The organism is Pseudolabrys taiwanensis (genome assembly GCF_003367395.1).
Classification (GTDB): domain Bacteria; phylum Pseudomonadota; class Alphaproteobacteria; order Rhizobiales; family Xanthobacteraceae; genus Pseudolabrys; species Pseudolabrys taiwanensis.
Map to the genome: position 1 here is coordinate 2,284,667 of NZ_CP031417.1, position 19,356 is coordinate 2,304,022.

The 19,356-nt window shown below is 65.8% G+C and carries 22 protein-coding genes; 5 read left to right on the forward strand and 17 right to left on the reverse strand.

Features of this window, described 5'->3' with window-relative positions:
* Nucleotides 1-93: 93 nt before the first annotated feature.
* Complete coding sequence (locus DW352_RS10945; protein ID WP_115691159.1) at nt 94-1,086, reverse strand: DnaJ C-terminal domain-containing protein; 993 nt, start codon at nt 1,084-1,086, stop codon at nt 94-96.
* Between the two features lie 145 nt (nt 1,087-1,231).
* The gene (locus DW352_RS10950) at nt 1,232-1,678 is read right to left on the reverse strand and encodes an RT0821/Lpp0805 family surface protein (RefSeq protein ID WP_245434404.1); all 447 of its coding nucleotides are present in this window, start codon (nt 1,676-1,678) and stop codon (nt 1,232-1,234) included.
* A 65-nt stretch (nt 1,679-1,743) separates the two neighbouring features.
* On the opposite strand from DW352_RS10950, the gene pdxH reads away from it, so the two are divergent.
* Nucleotides 1,744-2,385 (forward strand): pyridoxamine 5'-phosphate oxidase, encoded by a 642-nt coding sequence (gene pdxH, locus DW352_RS10955; RefSeq protein WP_115691161.1) that lies wholly within the window; start codon nt 1,744-1,746, stop codon nt 2,383-2,385.
* Between the two features lie 54 nt (nt 2,386-2,439).
* Nucleotides 2,440-3,192 carry an SDR family NAD(P)-dependent oxidoreductase gene (locus tag DW352_RS10960; RefSeq protein WP_115691163.1) on the forward strand — a complete coding sequence of 251 codons (753 nt, stop codon included), beginning with the start codon at nt 2,440-2,442 and terminating at the stop codon, nt 3,190-3,192.
* An 853-nt stretch (nt 3,193-4,045) separates the two neighbouring features.
* On the opposite strand, the gene DW352_RS10965 is transcribed toward DW352_RS10960, so the two are convergent.
* The 7 genes from DW352_RS10965 to DW352_RS10995 all read right to left on the reverse strand — a co-directional run bounded on the left by DW352_RS10965 (nt 4,046) and on the right by DW352_RS10995 (nt 10,209).
* A complete protein-coding gene (locus DW352_RS10965; RefSeq protein ID WP_115691165.1) occupies nt 4,046-4,372 on the reverse strand; it encodes a histone H1 in 327 nt (108 codons plus the stop codon).
* A gap of 92 nt (nt 4,373-4,464) precedes the next feature.
* Nucleotides 4,465-5,784: a glycolate oxidase subunit GlcF gene (glcF, locus tag DW352_RS10970; protein ID WP_115691167.1), complete on the reverse strand. Its 1,320-nt coding sequence runs from the start codon at nt 5,782-5,784 to the stop codon at nt 4,465-4,467.
* A gap of 171 nt (nt 5,785-5,955) precedes the next feature.
* Nucleotides 5,956-6,771 carry a hydroxyethylthiazole kinase gene (gene thiM / locus DW352_RS10975; protein ID WP_115691169.1) on the reverse strand — a complete coding sequence of 272 codons (816 nt, stop codon included), beginning with the start codon at nt 6,769-6,771 and terminating at the stop codon, nt 5,956-5,958.
* A gap of 187 nt (nt 6,772-6,958) precedes the next feature.
* Nucleotides 6,959-8,173, reverse strand: coding sequence for a glycolate oxidase subunit GlcE (gene glcE / locus DW352_RS10980; RefSeq protein WP_210209963.1), 1,215 nt, complete (start codon nt 8,171-8,173; stop codon nt 6,959-6,961).
* A complete protein-coding gene (locus DW352_RS27625; protein ID WP_115691173.1) occupies nt 8,170-8,460 on the reverse strand; it encodes a type II toxin-antitoxin system RelE/ParE family toxin in 291 nt (96 codons plus the stop codon). The genes glcE and DW352_RS27625 overlap by 4 nt, the downstream gene beginning before the upstream one ends.
* Entirely contained in the window at nt 8,457-8,687 is a 231-nt protein-coding gene (locus DW352_RS10990; protein WP_115691175.1) for a hypothetical protein, read from the reverse strand. The genes DW352_RS27625 and DW352_RS10990 overlap by 4 nt, the downstream gene beginning before the upstream one ends.
* 28 nt (nt 8,688-8,715) lie before the next feature.
* Complete coding sequence (locus DW352_RS10995; RefSeq protein ID WP_115694361.1) at nt 8,716-10,209, reverse strand: FAD-linked oxidase C-terminal domain-containing protein; 1,494 nt, start codon at nt 10,207-10,209, stop codon at nt 8,716-8,718.
* 140 nt (nt 10,210-10,349) lie between these two features.
* Between DW352_RS10995 and DW352_RS11000 the strand changes: the two genes are divergently transcribed.
* The 3 genes from DW352_RS11000 to DW352_RS11010 all read left to right on the forward strand — a co-directional run bounded on the left by DW352_RS11000 (nt 10,350) and on the right by DW352_RS11010 (nt 12,339).
* Nucleotides 10,350-10,736: a c-type cytochrome gene (locus tag DW352_RS11000; RefSeq protein WP_115691177.1), complete on the forward strand. Its 387-nt coding sequence runs from the start codon at nt 10,350-10,352 to the stop codon at nt 10,734-10,736.
* 123 nt (nt 10,737-10,859) lie between these two features.
* On the forward strand, nt 10,860-11,687 hold the full coding sequence (locus DW352_RS11005) for a universal stress protein (RefSeq protein ID WP_115691179.1): 828 nt from the start codon (nt 10,860-10,862) through the stop codon (nt 11,685-11,687).
* Nucleotides 11,688-11,802: 115 nt separating this feature from the next.
* Nucleotides 11,803-12,339: a GNAT family N-acetyltransferase gene (locus DW352_RS11010; protein ID WP_162826911.1), complete on the forward strand. Its 537-nt coding sequence runs from the start codon at nt 11,803-11,805 to the stop codon at nt 12,337-12,339.
* Here DW352_RS11010 and DW352_RS11015 read toward each other — a convergent pair.
* The 8 genes from DW352_RS11015 to DW352_RS11055 all read right to left on the reverse strand — a co-directional run bounded on the left by DW352_RS11015 (nt 12,327) and on the right by DW352_RS11055 (nt 19,250).
* Complete coding sequence (locus tag DW352_RS11015) at nt 12,327-13,001, reverse strand: TetR/AcrR family transcriptional regulator (RefSeq protein ID WP_115691183.1); 675 nt, start codon at nt 12,999-13,001, stop codon at nt 12,327-12,329. The two genes, DW352_RS11010 and DW352_RS11015, sit on opposite strands and share 13 nt — an antisense overlap.
* A gap of 169 nt (nt 13,002-13,170) precedes the next feature.
* A complete protein-coding gene (locus DW352_RS27630; RefSeq protein WP_115691185.1) occupies nt 13,171-13,344 on the reverse strand; it encodes a type II toxin-antitoxin system RelE/ParE family toxin in 174 nt (57 codons plus the stop codon).
* Entirely contained in the window at nt 13,341-13,574 is a 234-nt protein-coding gene (locus DW352_RS11030; protein WP_162826912.1) for a hypothetical protein, read from the reverse strand. The genes DW352_RS27630 and DW352_RS11030 overlap by 4 nt, the downstream gene beginning before the upstream one ends.
* A 68-nt stretch (nt 13,575-13,642) precedes the next feature.
* Nucleotides 13,643-15,322 (reverse strand): thiamine pyrophosphate-binding protein, encoded by a 1,680-nt coding sequence (locus DW352_RS11035; protein ID WP_115691189.1) that lies wholly within the window; start codon nt 15,320-15,322, stop codon nt 13,643-13,645.
* Nucleotides 15,323-15,478: 156 nt separating this feature from the next.
* Nucleotides 15,479-15,820, reverse strand: a complete 342-nt coding sequence (locus tag DW352_RS11040) for an NIPSNAP family protein (RefSeq protein WP_115691191.1) — start codon at nt 15,818-15,820, stop codon at nt 15,479-15,481.
* An 84-nt stretch (nt 15,821-15,904) separates the two neighbouring features.
* The gene (locus DW352_RS11045; protein WP_115694363.1) at nt 15,905-17,731 is read right to left on the reverse strand and encodes a glycoside hydrolase family 15 protein; all 1,827 of its coding nucleotides are present in this window, start codon (nt 17,729-17,731) and stop codon (nt 15,905-15,907) included.
* A gap of 11 nt (nt 17,732-17,742) precedes the next feature.
* Nucleotides 17,743-18,780 (reverse strand): glucose 1-dehydrogenase, encoded by a 1,038-nt coding sequence (locus DW352_RS11050; RefSeq protein WP_115691193.1) that lies wholly within the window; start codon nt 18,778-18,780, stop codon nt 17,743-17,745.
* 56 nt (nt 18,781-18,836) lie between these two features.
* Nucleotides 18,837-19,250, reverse strand: coding sequence for a hypothetical protein (locus DW352_RS11055; protein WP_115694364.1), 414 nt, complete (start codon nt 19,248-19,250; stop codon nt 18,837-18,839).
* Nucleotides 19,251-19,356 lie beyond the last annotated feature (106 nt).

The window sequence follows — 19,356 nt, forward strand, 5'->3', positions numbered from 1 at the left end:
CCCGCGAAAGCGGGGGCCCAGCGCAACACAACAAGCGCTCTCGAAGGGGGCTTCTGGATTCCCGCTTGCGCGGGAATGAGCGGCGTGTGTTGCTCACCCCAACCCGCCGCGGGGATCGTACGGCTTCTTGTCGCGCCAGGTTTCCATCAGCTTCTTGAAGTCGTCATCGAGCTGATCGGGCAGTGCGATGCGCACCGTCGCCAAGAGGTCGCCGGTCGCGCCCTTCGCCTTCAAGCCCTTGCCCTTGAGACGGAAGGTGCGGCCCGAATTGGTGCCGGCGGGGATCGCCAGCTCCACCGCGCCGTCGAGCGTCGGCACGCGCACCTTGCCGCCGAGCGTCGCTTCGTAAAGCGTGATCGGCAGCTCGAGCCTGAGGTCGCTGCCGTCCGGCTTGAACAGCGGATGCGGCGCGACATTGACGGTGATGAGCGCGTCGCCGGCGCGGCCATGCGCGCTCGGCCAGCCCTGCCCCTTCAGACGGATCTGCTGGCCGTCGGTGATGCCGGCGGGAATCTTGACCTCGATCTCCTTGCCGGTCGGCAGCGACACCCGCGCCTTCGAGCCCTTGGCGGCCTCGGGCAGCGAGATGGTCAGCGTCGCATGCAGGTCCTGGCCTGTCGTCTCGGTACCGAAATCTTCCGTCTCGAAAGCCGTGCGGCCGCCGCGCGCACCGCCACCGCCGAACATGCCGCGCAGCAAATCCTCGAAGCCGCCGGCACCGGCGCCACCACCGCCGCCGCCCGCACGGCGCTGGAAGCCGTCGGGGCCGAAACTGAAACTCTCGAAATGGCTCGCGCCCGCGCCCTGCTGGTGGCCCCAGGGGCCGCCCGCGCCGGCGCCCGCGTTGAAGCCCTGAAAGCGCGGCTTGCCTTCGGCATCTATCTCGCCGCGGTCGAAGGCCTTCCGCTTCTCGTCGTCGCCAACGATCTCGTAGGCGGCATTCAGCTCGGCGAAGCGCGAGGCCGCCTTCGGATCGTGCTTGTTGGCGTCGGGGTGCAGCTTCTTGGCGAGCTTACGGTAGGCGCTTTTCACCTCCGCCTCGCTCGCAGACTTAGACACCCCCAAAATCTCGTAGGGGTCGCGCATCCGTCCCAACTCCTTCGTGAAATTCCCCCGCCGGCCGGAAGGACCGGCGAATCTTCCCATAATGTGGGGTTCTTGCGCGAAGTTGCAACGCACCTGCGCAAAAGGCCGTCATTCCAAGGTGCGACGTCGGCACCTCAGGACGAGATTACGAGCTCTTCCACGGCTTGAGCGCGCGCACTTCCCAGCCGCCGCGGCCCTGTTTGCAGGCTTCGCCCTGCAGCCAGGATTGCGCGCTGCCGTTGACATAGCTCGCGAGGAAGTTGCGGCAGGTCTGGCCGTCCTGCGTGTAAGCGGCGGCGATCGGCGTCACGGTGCCGCGCGCGCCGCTGCGCGGATTTTCCCAGGTAAGGCTCGAGTCCTTCTCGCCGCGACGGAGTACTTCGCTCGCGGCCGCGCGCGCATAGGCCAGATCGCCCTCCGGCGGCATCTCGGCGTCCGCCTTCGCGCCGGGCGGCGGCGTGATCGAACCGGTGACGTCCTTGTCACTGCTGAAATAGGAGTCCAGCTGCCCGGACAAGCTGCAGCCGCCGGCGCCGAGCGCCAGCACCAGAGCACCGATGGCCGGCGCGCAGCGCCATAGTCGCAGCCGCATACATCCCCTATAACCGCGCTGACGAAACAACCTGGTCGTGGTCCCCGCCACGCGAAACTCCGAACATGTCCGATTCAGCCCCAATTCAACACCCAAGCTGGTTAACGACTGGTGATTTCACCGCCGCCGAGGAGCCTTTTCAGCTCTTCGCCGCTTGGCTCGAACAGGCGACCGCGACGGAACCGCGCGATCCCACCGCCATGACGCTGGCCACCGTCGATGCCGACGGCATGCCGAACGCCCGCATGGTGCTCCTGAAGGGCGCCGATGAAAGGGGCTTCGTCTTCTTCACCAACCTGGGCAGCCAAAAGGGGCAGGAGTTGGACGGGCAGCGAAAAGCCGCGCTCGTGTTCCATTGGAAGTCGCTCAACAAGCAGGTGCGCGTGCGCGGCACCGTCGAGCCGGTCAGCGAGGAGGAAGCCGACACCTATTTCGCCACGCGGCCGAAGCAGGCGCAGATCGGCGCCTGGGCGAGCAAGCAGTCCACGCCGCTCGAGAGCCGCCTCGCTTTCGAAAAAGCGATCGCGATTGCCGCCGCGAAATATGCGCTCGGCACGGTGCCGCGTCCGCCGTTCTGGTCCGGTTTCCGCATCGTGCCGGTGTCGATCGAATTCTGGCAGGACCGCCCCTTCCGTCTGCACGACCGCATCGTATTTAAGCGCGATGCCGCCGGTCAGCCGTGGAGCAAGACGCGGCTCTATCCGTGAGCTAATGTCGTCACGCGGCTTGCGCGCGACCGTAGAATTATTCCAAGGACGCCTATGCCGACCTCGCACACCAACCAACCGCGCCGCACGCTGCTCCTGACCGGCGCGAGCCGCGGCATCGGCCACGCCACCGTGAAACGTTTTTCCGCCGCCGGCTGGCGCGTCATCACCTGTTCGCGGCATCCGTTTCCGGAGAATTGCCCGTGGGACGCCGGACCGGAAGATCACATCCAGGTCGACCTTACCAACGAAGCCAACACGCTCGACGCCATCGCGGAGATCAAGCGCCGGCTCGACAACAAAGAACTGCATGCGCTCGTCAACAACGCCGCCATCTCGCCGAAGGCGGAAGGCGGCAAGCGTCTGAACGCCATCGAGACGACGATGGACACCTGGCATCACGTCTTCCAGGTCAACTTCTTCGCGCCGATCATGCTCGCGCGCGGCCTTGTCGACGAACTCAAGGCGGCGAAAGGTTCGGTGGTGAACGTCACCTCGATCGCCGGCTCGCGCGTGCATCCGTTCGCCGGCGCGGCCTACGCCACGTCGAAGGCGGCGCTGGCGTCGCTGACGCGCGAGATGGCGGCCGACTTCGGGCGCTTGGGTATTCGCGTCAACGCCATCGCGCCGGGCGAGATCGATACCGCGATCCTGTCGCCGGGCACCGAGAAGATCGTCGAGCAGATCCCGCTGCAGCGCCTCGGCACGCCCGACGAAGTGGCGAAGATCATCTATGTGCTGTGCACGGAGACGTCGTCTTACGTGAACGGCGCCGAGATCCACATCAACGGCGGCCAGCACGTTTAGCTACGGCGCCGTAGCCCGCATGAGTTCGTAGGGTGGGCAAAGGCGCGTCAGCGCCGTGCCCAGCCTCCGCCAAACACCGAATGGGTGCGCACGGCGCGCCATAGCGCGTTGAAGACGCGCGTAGCCGCGCTGTTGGAGCGCCTTTGCGCACCCTACGGTTCGCCCGGGACGACAGCAGACATAGCTCCGCCGCCCGTATTCTTTGAAAGGCGCCGGGTGCGCCTTGCATTCCGAGGTCTTCGCTCCGCGGCTCTCTCTGGAAAAAATAGAGGGCGCGCGGGACACCACTGGGTCCGACGGACCCACGGACCTCGATGCCTCGCGACATCGAGGCTTGTCGAGGTGAGTTAAGCCGCAAGTCCGCCAGTCCCGTGGCGTCCCGCGCGCGGTGTTTAATCGGTTTGCTCCGCAGCGCCCCCGGTGGACTACCCGTTTCAGGCGCCCTCCCTTCCGGGCTTGGGCGCCTATCCACCGCTATGGGCCCGCGCAGCCGTCGTCACGTTCCCAATTCTGGCGACGACGGCCACCCTGGGCCAGGCCCCGTGATGCACGGCAAGCGCATCGGGACGCTGCGGTTTGGACCGCCGGAGGGAAACTTGCGCCGCATCTCCGACGCTTCCAGTCCGGCCACCGCTCCCCGCCCCGCGTCTGGAGACGCTGATCAGACACCCCTCGCAGTGGGGCGGGATAAAAGGACTATAGTCCACCCTGGAATATAGGGCAAGCAGAGATAGGAATATTTTTCGGCAGCCGGCGGCGCCTGCCTCTCGGCAACCTCGGTTTTGGGCCGCGGACAATAAGAAACGGCCGCCGGGAGCGCGGCGGCCGTTCGAAACCTGAACGTTGGAAACGACTACTGGCTGTCGGTCGGCGGCGGCGCCGGCATCGGAGACGGCATCGCCGGCGCGGGTGCCGCAGGCTTGGGTGCAGCAGGCTTGGGTACGGCAGGCTTGGGTGCGGCAGGCTTAGGCGCCATCGGCTTGGCCGCCATCGGCTTGGGCGCCGCAGGCTTTGCAGCCGCGGGCTTCTTCGGCGCTGCCGCCTTCTTGGCTGGCTTCTTCGATGCGGCTTTCTTGGCCGGCTTCTTGCCGGCCGCCTTCAACGTCTTCTTCTTCTTGGCTGGCGCCGCTTTTTTCGCTTTCGTCTTCTTCGCTTTTACCTTTTTACGCTTCTTCGCCATGTGATCGATCTCCCGATCGGTTGAAGCAGACTTCCCCACGGAGGCGGCCGCGCTTGCCTGGCGCAGCCCGGCTCCCGCCTGCTCCGGCCGCCTCAGGCGCTGGTGAGTGCCTCAAGCTTCCGCAGCGGCTCCGGCATCGGCCCGCCGGTCGCCCAGTCGATCAACTCGACGGTGTGCACGACGGGGATAGCGGTGCCGGTGGCGATCTGTGTGATGCAGCCGATATTGCCGGCTGCGATCACATCCGGCTGGAGCCGTTCGATGTTGGCGACTTTGCGGTCACGCAATTGGTCCGCCAGCGTTGGCTGGAGAAGGTTGTAAGTGCCCGCCGAGCCGCAACACAAATGGCCTTCGGGTACATCTTTGACGATGAAACCAAACTTGCAAAGCAAATCTTTCGGTTCGCGCACGACCTTCTGTCCGTGCTGCAACGAACATGCAGAATGATAAGCAATAGTGAGGGGCGCGGGCGCTTCGGCGGCCGGCAAATTAAGGGTGGATAGATACTCGCTGACATCCTTGGTGAGCGCCGACACCCGCTTGGCCTTCTCGGCATAGGCCGAATCGGTGCGCAGCATGAAGCCGTAGTCCTTCACCGTGGTGCCGCAGCCGGACACGGTGATCAGGATGGCATCCAGCCCCTCGCCGTCGATCTCGCGCGTCCAGGCGTCGACGTCGTTGCGGGCGAAGGCCAGCGCCTCGTCCTCGCGTCCCATGTGATGCGACAGCGAGCCACAGCAGGCTTCGCCTGCCGCCACGACCACCTCGATGCCGTTGCGGTTCAATACACGGATCGCGGCGTCGTTGATCGACGGCGACAGCACAGGATTGATACAGCCCGCCAGTAGCGCCACCCGGCCGCGGCGCGGGCCTTGCGCCGGGAACACCTTACCGGTTTCCGCCGGCGGCGCCGGGAGCTTCGCCGGCGAGAGCTTGAGCATGGCGGCCAGCCGCGTGAGGCCGACCGCACGCAGCACCGGCGCGAAGGGCTTGCCGAGCCAGCCCGCCACCACGGCCAAGCGGAACAGCGACGGGTTCGGCAGCACCTTGGCCAGCAGGCCGCGCATGAAACGGTCGGCCAACGGGCGCTTGTAGGTCTTCTCGATGTGATCGCGGGCGTGGTCGACGAGGTGCATGTAGTGCACGCCGGACGGACAGGTCGTCATGCAGGAGAGGCACGAAAGACAACGATCGATGTGCTTGGCGACCTCGCGGGTGGCCGGACGGTCCTGCTCCAGCATCTCCTTGATCAGGTAGATGCGGCCGCGCGGGGAATCGAGCTCGTCGCCGAGCAGCACATAGGTCGGACAAGTGGCGGTGCAGAAGCCGCAGTGCACGCAGGCGCGCAGGATCTTTTCCGAGACGGCGACCTGCGGATCGGCGAGTTGCGCGAGGGTGAAGTTGGTTTGCATTGTGACTGTCGACTTGGGGGCGCCGCGGCAATGTTCGTGGGTCATCCCGGCCGAGCGAGCGTCAGCGAACGCGAGCCGGGAGCCGGTATGCCGCGACCTAGATCGGCTGCGGCGTACTGGGTCCCCGCTTTCGCGGGGACGACAGCTACCATCGTTGTTTGCGCGGTAAGGTCAACCCGCGACGGGCGCGCCGATGCGCGCGTGCTGACCGAGGGTGTCGGGCGACATCAGATATAGGGCATCGCAGATCTCGGCCGGCAGGTGACCCGGGCCGCGGCAGCGCCCCGCGGCGGCGGAGCCGGCCGCGCCAAACACCGCGAGCGCCGCAAGCGCCGCTTCGCGCGGCGGCCGCACCGCCGTGAAGGCCGCAATCACCGCGCTCAGGGCGCAGCCGATGGCGGTGGACAGCGGCATGAGCGCATGGCCTGTCCGCACCGGGATCGGCGCGCCGCCGCCGGTGACGTAGTCCACGGCGCCGGTGACGGCAACCACAGCGCCGGTTCGCTTGGCGAGGGCCATCGCCGCGCCGGTTGCCTCCTCAGCCCGGCTGATCGACTCGACGCCCTTCCCGGCCGAGGCTTCGCCCGCCAGGCTGAGGATTTCCGATGCATTGCCACGGATGACATCGGGCGCGAGCGCCGCCAGCGCCACCGCGGCATGGGTGCGATAGGCGCTGGCGCCGCAGCCGACGGGATCGAGCACCCACGGCTTGCCAACCTCGCCGGCATGCTTGGCCGCCTTGCGCATGGCCGCGCTCAAATCCGATGACAATGTGCCGATATTGATAACCAGGGCGTCGGCGGTGGCGACGAAATCCTCTACCTCCTCGGTGGCGTGCGCCATGGCCGGCAAAGCGCCGAGCGCAAGCAACGCGTTGGCCGAGACGGTCATCGCAACGTAGCTGGTGATGTTGTGCACGAGAGGCCGGCGGGCGCGCACGTCTTCAAGAGCCGACCACACCTCGGGCAGCGACACAGAAACGGTCATGGGCGGCTCCAGACCGGCTGCCGCGCGACAGATCGAAGCTGTTCGCCTTGCGTGCACCTTGGCGAAAGATGCGCCACAGACCGGTTGCACGCGCCAGCCGGAGAACCGCTCCTCAGCGCCTTCGCGTGGCACCGCGTTAGTTCACCGCGATGGTAACCGAGCGCGCCACCATAATGCAACTAAAAGTTTATACAGCTGCCCATACGCGCCGGGGGTTGAGGACGGCGGCGGGGTCGAAGCTCTCCTTGACCCGCTTGCTCAACGCCGCCACCGCCGCGCCTTCCGGTTGGAAAACGTCGACCGCGGCGCGCACCGCCGCCGGCGCACGAATGAGCGTGGCGTGGCCGCCCAACTCGGCGACCGCACCGCGGATCGATGCGGCGTCCGGCTCGTCTTCGAACGGCATCGCCACCCAAACCAAACCGCCGCCCCAGTCGTAGAACATCTGCGCGGCCGGCGTGATGAGATCGACCAGGCGATGCGCCTCGGACGGCGCGGTCGAGATCCGCCACAAAGGACGCCGGCGCGCGGCATCGGACACGAATGGCTTGAGGTCGCGGATGCTTTTCCAGAGCCGGCGCGACTCGCCATCCTCGAGCAGGGAAACAGCACCGAACGGTGCCATCAGCGCGGCCAGCGCCTCCTTGCGTGCGGTCACCGACGGGCCGAAGCCCTCAAGCCGAAGCACGGTGGCGGCCCCCGCCTGGGGCAGGCCGTCGAAGAACGAGGCGATGTGATCGGGCAGATGCGCAGCGCCGGATACGTCTGCCGGCGAACCGAGCGCCGCGCCCATGGCAAGGCAGGCCTCGGCGTCGTCGAGGTCCTCGACCAGCACGGTCACTTCGGTCTCGGCCTTGGGCAGCACCTTGAGCGTCACGTCGGTCATCGCCGCAAGCGTGCCGAAGGAGCCGGCGAACAGCTTGCACAGATCGTAGCCGGTAACGTTCTTCACCACGCGGCCGCCCGACTTGACGGTCTCGGCGCGGCCGGTGACTGCGGTGACGCCGAGGAAATGGTCGCGCGCCGCGCCGGCCTTGAGCCGCCGCGGGCCCGAGAGGTTGGTGGCGATGACGCCGCCGAGCGTGCTCTGCCCCGCCTCGCCGCCGAACAGCGGACCGTAATCGGCCGGCTCGAAAGCGAGCTCCTGGTTGTTCTCGGCCAGCAGCGCTTCGATGTCGGCGAGCTTGGTGCCAGCGCGCGCCGACAGCACCAGTTCGGCCGGCTCGTAAAGCGTGACGCCCGTAAGGCCCGACAGATCGAGCGTGATGTCGGTCTGGCTCGGCCGGCCGAGCGCGCGCTTCGAGCCGGCGCCGGCCACTTCGAGCGCTTTGTCATTGGACACGGCCCAGCGGATCGCGTCCTCGACCTCTTTGCCGTCGCGGGGTTTGAGGGTGTTGGTCACAAGGTCTCCCAGGGCTCTCTGCGTGCGCCGTGCGTGACGCTTAGCACTACGGCTTCATCACCGATGACCTTATAGAAGATAAGATAGGGATAGCGCACCATCGGGACGCGTCGAACGCCGGGTCGCTGGACAACTTCCTGAAAACCGAGAGGGAATTGAACTATTCGCCGGCCGATTTGATCAACTCTTTCGGCGAAACGTTGCGCGGCAACCGGATTTTTCGCGGCTAGCTCAAATAAGATAGCATTCAACTCGTTGATCGCTCGCCGAGAATACCGAAGCCTCATGGCCGGCGATATTTGGCGAACACCGCCTCAACCTCTTCGTCGCTTGCAATTTCGCCTCGCGCGACTTCGGCCAAGGCCTCATCGATAGCCCGCAGTTCTTCAGGCGTCGCGTGATAGAGGCCGTGGCGGCGGGCCTCGATCTCAAGTGCGACCTGCGCGAGCTCCTCCTGATCCTGCTCAGACCAAGCCTGTGCGCGCGTGAGCACTTTCTTGAGGTTGATCGTCATGGTGCAACCTTAGCACATTCTGCCGCTCTCAAAACCGCGGAATGTCGGGGAACGGCAACTGGCCGCCGGAGATGTGCATGCGGCCGAGCTCGGCGCAGCGGTGCAGTTGCGGGAACACCTTGCCCGGGTTGAGCAGCCCTTTCGCATCGAAGGCGCATTTGACGCGCAGCTGCTGATCGAGATCGGTGTCGTTGAACATCGCCGGCATCAAATCGCGCTTCTCGACGCCGACGCCGTGCTCGCCGGTGAGCACGCCGCCAACCTCGACACAAAGCTTGAGGATGTCGGAGCCGAAGTGCTCGGCCTTCTCCAACTCGCCCGGCACATTCGCATCGTAGAGGATGAGCGGATGCAGATTGCCGTCGCCGGCATGAAACACGTTGGCGACGCGCAGGCCGTATTTCGTCGACATGTCCTTCATGGCGGCGAGCACCTGCGGCAGCTTGGCGCGCGGGATGGTGCCGTCCATGCAGTAATAGTCCGGCGAGATCCGGCCGACCGCCGGGAACGCCGCCTTGCGGCCGGCCCAGAACAACAGGCGTTCCTCTTCGGAGACGGAGCCTTTGCAAGACACCGCGCCGCAGTCGCGCGCGATCTTGTCGACGCGCTCGATAAGGTGATCGACCTCCTGCGCGGGCCCATCCAGCTCGACGATCAACAACGCTTCGACGTCGAGCGGATAGCCGGCGTGCACGAATTCTTCCGCCGCCTGGATCGCCGGTCTATCCATCATCTCCATGCCGCCGGGAATGATGCCGGCGGCGATGACCTTCGAGACGCAATCGCCCGCGGCTTCCGACGACGGGAACCCGACCAGCAAAGCGCGCGCGGTCTCCGGTTTCTTCAACAGGCGCACGGTCACCTCGGTGACGACGCCGAGCAAGCCTTCCGAGCCGGTGATGAGGCCCAAGAGATCGTAACCGGCGCTGTCGAGGTGTTTGCCGCCGACGCGGATCACCTCGCCGGTGATCAGCACCATTTCGCAGCCGAGCACGTTGTTGGTCGTCATGCCGTATTTGAGGCAATGCACGCCGCCGGAATTCTCGGCGATGTTGCCGCCGATGGTGCAGGCGATCTGCGACGACGGATCCGGCGCGTAGTAGAAGCCAGCATGCGCCACGGCGTTGGACACGGCGAGATTGGTGACGCCCGGCTCGACCACGGCGACCCGGTTGTCGAGATCGATCTCGCGGATCTTATTAAACTTGCCCATGCCGAGCAGCACGCCATCCGCGAGCGGCAGCGCGCCGCCGGACAGCGACGTCCCCGCCCCCCGCGGCACGACCTTGATGCCTTCCTCGTAGCAATAGCGCAGCACGGCGGCGACTTGGCTCGTGGTCTCCGGCAGCACGACGACCATCGGCAATTGGCGGTAGGCGGTCAGGCCGTCGCTCTCGAACGGCTTCATTTCCCGCTCGATCGCGATCACGCCCTCGCCCGGCACGATGGTCCGCAGCGCCTTCACGATCGCCGCGCGGCGGGAAAGCACCGCCTGGTCCGGCTCCGGCATCTTCACCGACATGTTTTCCATACCTCCCGGCTTGCGGCTGGCGCGCGCTAGAACATATCAGCCATTCGGTGCTTGACCCAGCGGACTGGTGGAAATTCCGAAAATGGCCTATGGGGCATCGGCCCCCTTAGACCGGTAGAAGGAGCGTTGCAATGAAGGTGCGTGTGGCGATCGCGGCAGCGGCCGTGACCATGATGACACAGGCCGCGCAGGCGCAGGACGTGGCCGCCGGCGAGAACTCGTTCAAGAAGTGCCTGCCCTGCCACGCGATCGGCGAAGGCGCGAAGAACAAGGTCGGCCCCGAACTCAACGGCCTCGACGGCCGCCACTCTGGCACGGCGCCCGGCTACAGCTACTCCGACGCCAACAAGAACTCGGGCATCACCTGGAACAAGGAGCAGTTCCTGGAATACATCAAGGACCCGCGCGCCAAGATCCCGGGCACCAAGATGATCTTTCCCGGCATCAAAAACGAGAAAGAGGCGGGCGACCTCTGGGCCTATCTCGCCTCGTTCGGCCCGGACGGCAAGAAGAAGTAAGATCAGGCAAGACTGCAAAAGCGCCGCGGCGCGGCCCCATTGACCTTAGTCAAGGCCGCGCCATGATGGGACGGTAATTTGCTGCTCGCGAGCGCTCGGCTCGGGTGAGGAGACATTGCAGTCATGATTAAAGATATTGTCGTCAATCTTGGTCTGGGCGACCGCGATCCGGCCAGCGAATTCGCGATCTCGTTGGCCGAGACGGTCGACGCCCATGTGCTCGGCGTCGCCTTTGCTTACGAACCTGTCATTCCCGGCTCGGTGATGGGCGGCATTCCGCCGGAGTTCATCGAAGCGCAACGCACCGAATCCGACAACAAGGCGCGCGCCGCCATCGAACGTTTCGAGGCCGCCGCCAAGCGCTCGAGCCTGTCGTTCGAAACGCGGGTCGTCACGGCGTCCATTTCCAGCGCGGCCGAACAACTCGGCCGCATCGCTCGCCGCTTCGATCTGGCCGTGGTCGGCCAGCCGGAGCGCGAGACCGGCATGCCGGAGGAAGTGGTCGACGAGGGCGTGCTGTTCGAAAGCGGCCGCCCGGTGGTCTTCGTGCCGTATATCTTCAAGGGCCCTGCCAAGCTCGACCGCGTCATGGTGTGCTGGGACGGCGGCCGCGCCGCCACGCGCGCCATCGCCGACGCGCTGCCGCTGATGCAGAAGGCCAAGCAGGTGGAAGTGGTGATCGTCGCCACCGGCCGCCCGAAGAGCGACGAAGTTCCGGGCGCCGATCTCGGTCAGCATCTCGCCCGCCACGGCCTCAAGGTCGAGGTCAAACGCATCACCTCGCCGGACATCGACGTGCCCTCCACGATCTTGTCTTACGCCGCCGACTCCTCCGCCGACCTGATCGTGATGGGCGGCTACGGTCATTCGCGCCTGCGCGAATTCGTGCTCGGCGGCGTCACGCGCGGCCTGCTCGAGTCGATGACCGTGCCGGTGCTGATGTCGCATTAAGGATTGCCGCGTATTTCCGCTCATTCCCGCGCAAGCGGGAATCCAGGGTAGAATTGCACGGCCTGCATGTTTTGCCCCTGGGTCCCCGCTTTCGCGGGGACGAGCGGAGATGGGCATGCTCTCACGCCACGTCACGACCATCGCCGGCGACAAGGTGTTCCTGCGGCCGCTGACGGTCGAGGATGCGACGCTTTATCCCGACTTCCTCGCCGACGTGACCGCCGAAGACCTGCGGCTGCGCTTCTTCGCGCCAATGCGGCAGGTCAATCCCGATCTCATCGACAAATTGATTCACTACGATCCCAAGCGCGCGATGGCCTTTGTCGCCATCGACGACGCCACCGGAAAACTGCTCGGCGTGGTGCGGCTGCATGACGACGCCGACGGCACGAGCGGCGAATTCGCCATCCTGCTGCGCTCGAACCTCAAGGGACACGGCATCGGCTGGCTGCTGATGAAACACATGATCGTCAACGCCAAGGCCAAAGGCCTGCGGGCGGTGCGCGGTCAGGTGATGACCGAGAACAGCACCATGCTGCAGATGTGCGGCGAACTGGGCTTTCACGCCATCGACGATCCACTCGAACGCGGGGTCAAGGATGTGACGCTGCCGCTCGACGAGTTGCCGGCGGAAGCCGTCTACTTCCCCTGAGCGACGTTCGCCGGCGGCAGGATGGTCTGCGCCACAAGACCCTTGGCGTGCGCATCGAACAGGCCGAGCGCCCGCAGCGACAATAGTGCGGCATTCTGCACCGCCTCGCGCGCCGGCCCTTCGGCATCGTAGGTCGGCGCCAAGGGCCCAAGCAGCCCTTCCATCAACGCGCCGACAACGGCCGGGGCCGTCATGCGCGCGTCCTGCTCCGGCAGCAGCTTGCGGGCGACGGCGATGTTGATGCGGTCCTGCAATTCGGCGGCGAGCGACTGGCGGAAGTCGAGCCGCAGAGCATCCACTTCGGCATCCACCGGTTCTGCGATCACCGCCCAGGACAGACGCCGCTCGGCCAGCGCCCGCGCCGCGAAGGTGGCGATGGCGGCCGCGAGCGCCGATAACGGCCCCGGCGCGGCATTGGCGGCGGCGCGCATGGCCGCCAGCTCGCGCTCGGCGACCGAATTGGTCAGCGCGGCGACGAGGTCGTTTTTGGACGGGAAGTAGCGATAGACCGTGCCGGCAGCGATTCCGGCGCGGTCGGCCACCGCCGCGATCTGTACCGCCGCCATGCCGCCTTCGGCCGCCAGCTTCTGCGCGGCATCGATGATCGAGCGCTCGCGCTCGGCCATGCGGCGGACAACATTGGCTGTGCGGCGGTAGGGCATGCACAAATACTGAACGCTGATTCACAGCAAAGAGCAATCATTCGGGTATTTGCTCCGAATACGTGCTGCGGTCCTGCGCGCCATGCATGATAGCAAGCACAACGATCTCGTCGCTCGCCGGCCAAATCTCGTAGATGACGATATAGGGCGTCCCGAGAACGACGAGTTCTCAGGTTCCCGACTGCTGGCCTGTCCGGCCCCGGTGGGGAAATTCACTTAGACGGGTCGCCGCAGTACGAATGTCGGTGATGACACGCCGTGCCGCAGGGGGATTACGTTCCGCAATAAAATCGAAAATGTATTGAAGGTGTCGACGAGCGCTGGCGGTGTAGCGCAGCCTCATAGGCCGCAGGACTTCCAAAATGCATCCATCTCTTCGTCGGAGGCGAATTTCTCGGTGCCGTCGCGAAGGCCGTGGCTAATCCTCGCGACTTCCGCCACCTGCTCCGGCGTCAGGCGCAACCTGCTCGTCCGCTGCGCCTCCAGTTCGAGCAACATATGCGCTGCCTCGTCCTGACGCTCGTCAGGCCATTGAGTCACACGCTCAAGAACGTCGCGCAGCAGTTTCGTCATCGGGGAAATATAGCCAGCCACGCCGGGCAATGCGAGCCTCGTCCACTCCCCTCCCTTTCGGGATAAAATCACTTCCCGGCCAGTGCCTTGTCGCGGATGGCGGAGAGACTCATGCCGGGCGTGAGGGCCTCCGGATCGACCTTGAGATGCACGATCGACGGCTTGCCGGATTTGCGTGCCGCCTCGAAGGCGGCGGGAAAGTCCTCTGTCCTCTCGACACGCACGCCGAAGCCGCCGAAGGCCTTGGCGTAGTCGGCGAAGTCCGGATTGCGCAGATGCGTGGCGATCACGCGGCCCGGATATTCGCGCTCCTGGTGCATGCGGATCGTGCCGTAGAGGCTGTTGTCGTAGAGCACGATGACGATCGGCAGTTCGCATTGCACGGCCGTCGCGAAATCCTGCCCGGTCATCAGGAAGTCGCCGTCGCCGGCGACGCAGACCACCGTGCGGTCTGGATAGAGCGTCTGCAGTCCGAGCGCTGCGGGAAAGCCGTAACCCATAGAGCCCGAGGTCGGGCCGATCAGGCCGCCATACTGGCGCACGCGATAGAAGCGGTGCACCCAGCCGGTGAAGTTGCCGGCACCGACGGTGATGATGGCGTCGCGCGACAGGTTATCGCGCAGCCACGTCATGCATGCGCCGAGATTGACGTTGCCCGGCTGCGGCGTCGCCTTCTCCGTCCAGGCGAGAAAGTCGGCGTGCGCGGCATCGCTCTCGCCTTTCCATGGAATCTCGTTCGGCGGCTGCAAGCCTTCGAGCGCCGAGCAGAACGCCGTCGGCGACGCATTGATGGCGAGGAACGGATGATAGACGCGGCCGAGCTCTTCCGAGCCCGGATGCACATGCACGAGCTTCACCTGCGGCTCGGGGATGTCGAACAGCGTATAGCTCTGCGACGGCATCTCGCTCATGCGCGAGCCGATCAGCAGCACGAGATCGGCCGCCTTCACGCGCGCCAGCAATTTCGGATTGGGGCCGATGCCGAAGTCGCCGGCGTAGCAGGGATGCAGCGCATCGAAGAGATGACCGCGGCGGAAAGTGGTGGTGACGGGCACCTGGAAGCGCTCGGCAAAGCGCATCAGCGCCGCGGTCGCCTGCTCCGACCAGCGGCTGCCGCCGACCATCACCACCGGACGCTTGGCCGCCCAGAGCAGCTTCTGCAGCCGGCTCATGTCGGTAAGGCCCGGCCAGATCTCCACCGGCTCGACCGCGCGCGCGTCCGGCGTCACGACGCGCTCGGTCAGCATGTCTTCCGGCAGCGCGATCACCACCGGACCGGGGCGGCCGTTGCAGGCGGTGTGGAAGGCGCGCTGCACGATCTCCGGAATGCGCGCCGGATCGTCGATCTCGGTCGCCCACTTTGCCATGGTGCCAAACACGGCGCGGTAGTCGAGCTCCTGGAACGCCTCGCGGTCGCGCATCTCGCGGCCGATCTGGCCGACGAACATGATCATCGGCGTCGAGTCCTGACGCGCGATGTGCACGCCCGCCGAACCGTTGGTGGCGCCGGGACCGCGCGTGACGAAGCAGATGCCGGGCCGGCCGGTCGCCTTGCCGATCGCCTCGGCGGCCATCGCCGCGGCGCTTTCGTGGCGGCAGACCGTGAGCTTGATGGTGCTGTCATGCAGCGCATCGAGCGCGGCGAGATAGCTCTCGCCCGGCACGCAGAAGGCGTGGGTGACGCCCTGGATCGCAAGCTGGTCGATGAGGATTTCGCCGCCGGTGCGGGTGCCGTCGTTCGAGCGCATAAAGAAGTCCCGTCTTGGATATCAGGGCGCAGAGATTACCTCGTCATGGCCGGGCTTGTCCCGGCCACCCACGCCTTCCTTGCTGCCGTGTGAGAAAGACGTGGATGCCCGGCACAAGGCCGGGCATGACAGCGGAGAGGCTTTAACGGCCCTCCGTCACTTATGAATCGTCGGCATCGCCGGCTTGGGCGCGAAGGCGGCCGGGGTCATCAGCACGGTCTTCTGCTCGACGATGTGCCCGCCTTTGACGTTCTCGGCGAGATACACCGCCCAATCGGGATCCTTCATCATGCGGCCGCGCTTCTCCTCGCGGTCGGCGGCGCTGTCGTAGACCCACACATGCGTGAAGGTGTTGAGCTCGCCGCTCTCGGCCACCGCATACATCAGCGGCTCGCCCATATAGCGAAGCTGCACCGGATAGCCGTACTTCTTGTAGATCTCGAGCTGCGCCGGGACACGCCCCGGTTTGCACTTGTAGGTGCGGACATCCAAAAGCACGCATTTCCTCCCCGTGAAAATTCCGCTTTGCGCGGCTGCGGACATTCTCAGGGACGGCGCCGCACGGTCAATAGACCGCGCCGCTCAGCCGGCATGCGCCGGCGCCGCCCCCTCCACCGCGTGCTGCGAGCGCTGCTCGGCCGGCTTGCGGATATGGGCGAGATTGCTTGCCGTGTTGACGAGCGCCAGATGCGAGAAGGCTTGCGGGAAATTGCCGACCTGGCGCCCGCCGATGGGGTCGTACTGCTCGCTCAAGAGGCCGAGGTCGTTGCGCAGCGCTAGCAGGCGCTCGAACAAAGCGACCGCCTCGGCGCGGCGGCCAAGCATCAGATAGGCGTCCGCGAGCCAGAAACTGCAGGCGAGAAACACACCCTCACCCGGCGGTAGACCGTCGGACGCCGTGCGCGTGTCGTAACGCAGCACGAAACCGTCCACCACCAAGTCGCGCTCGATGGCGGCAATCGTGCCGACGATGCGCGGATCCTCGGGCGGCAGAAAGCCGATCGCCGGCAGCAGCAAAAGGCTGGCATCGAGCTCGCGCGAACCGTACGCGCGTACGAATGTGTTGCGCTCGGCATCGTAGCCATGCGCGCAGACGTCGCGGTGAATGGCATCGCGCGTCGCACGCCAGCGGTCGAGCGGCCCGGGCAGCTTGTAGCGTTCGGCGCTCTTGATCGCGCGGTCGAAGGCGAGCCAGGCCATGGCCTTCGAGTGGGTGAAGTGCTCGCGGCCGCTGCGCACTTCCCAGATGCCTTCGTCCGGCTCGTGCCAGATCGTTTCCAGATGCGCGATCAAGGCGAGTTCGAGATCCCAGCCGCTGGTCATCGGCGCGAGGCCGCCTTCGCGCGCCTGATGCAGCGCGTCGATCACTTCGCCGAAGATGTCGAGCTGGCGCTGGCCGTGCGCGGCATTGCCGATGCGCACCGGCCGCGAATGCTCGTAGCCCGGCAGCCACGACACCTGCCATTCGGTGAGACGGCGCTCGCCGCCGAGGCCATACATGATCTGTATCTGATTGGGGGAACCGGCCGCCGCGCGCAACAGCCAGTCGCGCCACGCATGCGCCTCTTCATAAAAACCGGCATTCATGAGCGCGAGCAGCGTCAGCGTCGCGTCGCGCAGCCAGCAGAAGCGATAGTCCCAGTTACGCGGACCGCCGATGCATTCCGGCAGCGAGGTTGTCGGCGCCGCCGCCATGCCGCCGGTCGGCCCGTAGGTGAGCGCCTTGAGCGTGATGAGCGAGCGGCACACCGCTTCGTCCCACGGGCACGAAATGTTGCTGTGGCCGATCCAGTCGGTCCAATACTTCTCGGTCGCGGCGAGACTGGCGTCGACATCGATCGCCTCCGGCAGCGGCTCGTGCGAGGCGCCGTAAGACAGAACGAAGGCCATGCGCTCGCCGGCTGCGATCGAGAAGTCGCCGACCGTCTTGAAGTCCTCGCCATGCAGCTCCACCGACGAGCGCAACACCAGCATGTCGGGCCCGGAAATGAAGCGAACGGTGTGCTTGTCGACCCGCGTGACCCAAGGCACCTGCGCGCCGTAGCCGAAACGCACGATCAGTTCGCCATGGAGATCGACGTGGCCGCGCTCGCCCTGGATGATGCGCACGAGATGCGAGGGGCTTTCGCGCGGCGGCATGAAGTCGATGACGGTCGCCGCGCCGGTCGCGGTCTCGAAACGCGTCTCCAGGATCAAGGTGTTCGGCCGGTATCGGCGGGTGATGCGAATGCTGTCGCCGCGCGGCGCGATCTGCCAGCGGCCTTGCTCCGGCCCGCCCAGCAAGGCGCAGAAGCAGGCGTCGGAGTCGAAACGCGGCCAGCACAGCCAATCGATCGAGCCATCGCGCGAGATGAGCGCGGCGGTGCCGAGGTCGCCGATCATGGCGTAGTCTTCAATACGTGCGGGCATGATGCGAATCGTCAATCGAAATCGAGTACGACCTTAATATCATCGTTGCGCCGCTCGAAAGCCTCACGCCATCGCGATAGCGGCACGCGCCGGGTGATCAACCCGGCCAGCCAATCCCTGTCGGCCTTGGCAAGCGCGGCGGCCGCAGCGGCATAGTGCCGCCGGTTGGCATTCACTGAACCAAACACCGCGTGATTCTCCAGGACCATGCTGCGATCGAGATCGCCGATGTCGAAGGTGAGTTCGTGCGAGCCCGAGGTCAAACCGGCGAGGCAAACTACGCCATCCGCCGTCGTCCGGTCCATCACGTCGCGCACCACAGACCCGGCGCCGGTACACTCGATCACAATGTCGGGCCAAATGTCGTCGAGACTTGTGCGATAGACCGCGCCGAGTTGACGCACCAGGCCGGGCTTCGGACCGTCCGTGGCGCGGTCGAAGACGTGCATTTCCAGCCCGTGCTGAACGCCCATCATCGCGGCAAGCAGGCCGACCGGGCCTGCGCCGGTGACAAGGCCGATACGGGGACGCCATGCCGGCCCGCGCGTCGCGATGCGCAGCGCATGTTCCCACGCTTTGGCAACGACACTCGTCGGCTCGAGGAGCACGCCAAGCCGGTCCAGCGCCGGGTCGAGCTTGATCAGGAAATCCGGCTCGACGCGAAACTGCTGCGCACCGTAACCATGCCGCGACTTGATGCCCCGCTCGGTGTAGCGGCCGTTGCGGCACATATCCCATTCGCCGGCGGCGCAGGCCGGACAGGGCACCGGATCGGGACGCCGCACGATGCCGACGACGAGGTCGCCACGATCGAACCCGCAGCCCGAAGGCGCCTGCTCAACCCGGCCGAGCGATTCATGGCCGATGATCAACCGCTCCTCGCCCGCAGGCGGGTCACCATAGTGGCCGGCGACGATTTCGCGATCGGTGCCGCAAATGCCGAGCGAGAGCGCGCGCACGAGCACCGACCCGTCGCTGACGGGCGGCGACGCGACATCGTCGAGGCGAAGCGAGGTGGGATCATGAGGACGAATGGTGATGGCGTGCATGCGGGGGCGAACTGAAAGAGGCGCCCCCCTCGATCGTCATCGGGACAATGCGAAACTCAGGTGGCCGGTTCCACGGAGACGACCAGGAAGGTGTGCATGTCGCCATCCTCGTCACGGATCGAGACATATTCGCCCGGCGTGAAGGCGTGGGCGCCGAAACGGTAGCCGCTTTCGTCGTCCGTCTCAGCCGTCTTGTCGTAATCGAACACCCAGCGGCTGTGCTCCGGGCCGCCCGGCTTGTGCACCAGGAAGCCGATCTGGTCGTCTTCGCCCGCCCAGAAGCGGCGTACGCGGCAATTGTCACGATGTTGACGCCACTGCGCCGCATCGATGTGACCCTTGGCATCGAGCGGTGCGACAAACTCGTAGCCATGCCGCGTCGAGCCTTCCGGGAACTCCTTCGAGCGGGCGAGATTGAGCCTGATGCGCTTGAACGTATGCGGCAGGGTCGTCACGGGTCGCGTCTCCATCGTTGCGGGCACCGGCATCATGGCCTGACCGCCCGTATCCGCGTATTGATCTGGATCACGTGAATGCCGAACACGAGCCGTAGTTTAGTCGTTATGGCCGGGCTTG

Coding starts and splice junctions, on each gene's coding strand:
- glcF (WP_115691167.1), bottom strand. CDS start 5,784: ATGCAAACCAACTTCACCCTCGCGCAACTCGCCGATCCGCAGGTCGCC.
- DW352_RS10945 (WP_115691159.1), bottom strand. CDS start 1,086: ATGCGCGACCCCTACGAGATTTTGGGGGTGTCTAAGTCTGCGAGCGAG.
- DW352_RS27630 (WP_115691185.1), bottom strand. CDS start 13,344: ATGAGGCTGCGCTACACCGCCAGCGCTCGTCGACACCTTCAATACATT.
- DW352_RS27625 (WP_115691173.1), bottom strand. CDS start 8,460: ATGAGGCTTCGGTATTCTCGGCGAGCGATCAACGAGTTGAATGCTATC.
- DW352_RS10950 (WP_245434404.1), bottom strand. CDS start 1,678: ATGCGGCTGCGACTATGGCGCTGCGCGCCGGCCATCGGTGCTCTGGTG.
- thiM (WP_115691169.1), bottom strand. CDS start 6,771: ATGACCGTTTCTGTGTCGCTGCCCGAGGTGTGGTCGGCTCTTGAAGAC.
- DW352_RS11045 (WP_115694363.1), bottom strand. CDS start 17,731: ATGCCCGCACGTATTGAAGACTACGCCATGATCGGCGACCTCGGCACC.
- DW352_RS11015 (WP_115691183.1), bottom strand. CDS start 13,001: ATGCCCTACCGCCGCACAGCCAATGTTGTCCGCCGCATGGCCGAGCGC.
- DW352_RS11030 (WP_162826912.1), bottom strand. CDS start 13,574: ATGACGAAACTGCTGCGCGACGTTCTTGAGCGTGTGACTCAATGGCCT.
- pdxH (WP_115691161.1), top strand. CDS start 1,744: ATGTCCGATTCAGCCCCAATTCAACACCCAAGCTGGTTAACGACTGGT.
- DW352_RS11000 (WP_115691177.1), top strand. CDS start 10,350: ATGAAGGTGCGTGTGGCGATCGCGGCAGCGGCCGTGACCATGATGACA.
- DW352_RS11050 (WP_115691193.1), bottom strand. CDS start 18,780: ATGCACGCCATCACCATTCGTCCTCATGATCCCACCTCGCTTCGCCTC.
- DW352_RS11055 (WP_115694364.1), bottom strand. CDS start 19,250: ATGGAGACGCGACCCGTGACGACCCTGCCGCATACGTTCAAGCGCATC.
- DW352_RS11035 (WP_115691189.1), bottom strand. CDS start 15,322: ATGCGCTCGAACGACGGCACCCGCACCGGCGGCGAAATCCTCATCGAC.
- DW352_RS10960 (WP_115691163.1), top strand. CDS start 2,440: ATGCCGACCTCGCACACCAACCAACCGCGCCGCACGCTGCTCCTGACC.
- DW352_RS11010 (WP_162826911.1), top strand. CDS start 11,803: ATGCTCTCACGCCACGTCACGACCATCGCCGGCGACAAGGTGTTCCTG.
- DW352_RS10965 (WP_115691165.1), bottom strand. CDS start 4,372: ATGGCGAAGAAGCGTAAAAAGGTAAAAGCGAAGAAGACGAAAGCGAAA.
- DW352_RS10990 (WP_115691175.1), bottom strand. CDS start 8,687: ATGACGATCAACCTCAAGAAAGTGCTCACGCGCGCACAGGCTTGGTCT.
- DW352_RS11005 (WP_115691179.1), top strand. CDS start 10,860: ATGATTAAAGATATTGTCGTCAATCTTGGTCTGGGCGACCGCGATCCG.
- DW352_RS10995 (WP_115694361.1), bottom strand. CDS start 10,209: ATGTCGGTGAAGATGCCGGAGCCGGACCAGGCGGTGCTTTCCCGCCGC.